Consider the following 525-nt stretch of genomic DNA (forward strand, 5'->3'; position numbering starts at 1 on the left):
GCGCCTTACTGGTCTGGCTGGCCGTGATCTGTGGGTCATTGATGTTGAGGACCCGGCGATCACGACCCAACCCACCACCGCAGTCACGGCGCCCGATCCTGACGATATTGCGTACATCATTTACACCTCGGGCACTACCGGCACCCCCAAAGGTGTTGGGATTGCGCACCGCAACGTCACCGACCTGATCGACTCGCTGGATACCAGACTCCCGCGTGAGGGTGTGTGGTCGCAGTGGCATTCCTATAGCTTCGACGTTTCGGTGTGGGAGATCTGGGGTGCCTTGCTGCGTGGTGGGCGGGTAGTCGTTGTACCCGAAGACGTGGTGAGTTCACCGCAGGATTTCCACGCTCTGTTGGTGGCCGAGCAGGTCACGGTGTTGAGTCAGACACCGTCGGCGGTCGCGGCGTTGTCGGCGCAGGGTTTGGAATCGGTGGCGTTGGTGATCGCTGGTGAAGCCTGCCCGCCTGAGGTGGTGGATCGGTGGGCGCCTGGCCGGGTGATGGTCAACGCCTATGGCCCGAC

The 525-nt window shown here is 62.5% G+C and carries 1 protein-coding gene; it reads left to right on the forward strand.

Translation table 11 applies throughout. The annotated features are described in order from the left end of the window. Positions 1–525: AMP-binding protein (locus tag DB708_RS23410; RefSeq protein ID WP_133251046.1), on the forward strand; the 525-nt coding region annotated here is incomplete at both ends.

This window comes from Mycobacterium montefiorense (assembly GCF_003112775.1).
Classification (GTDB): Bacteria; Actinomycetota; Actinomycetes; order Mycobacteriales; family Mycobacteriaceae; genus Mycobacterium; species Mycobacterium montefiorense.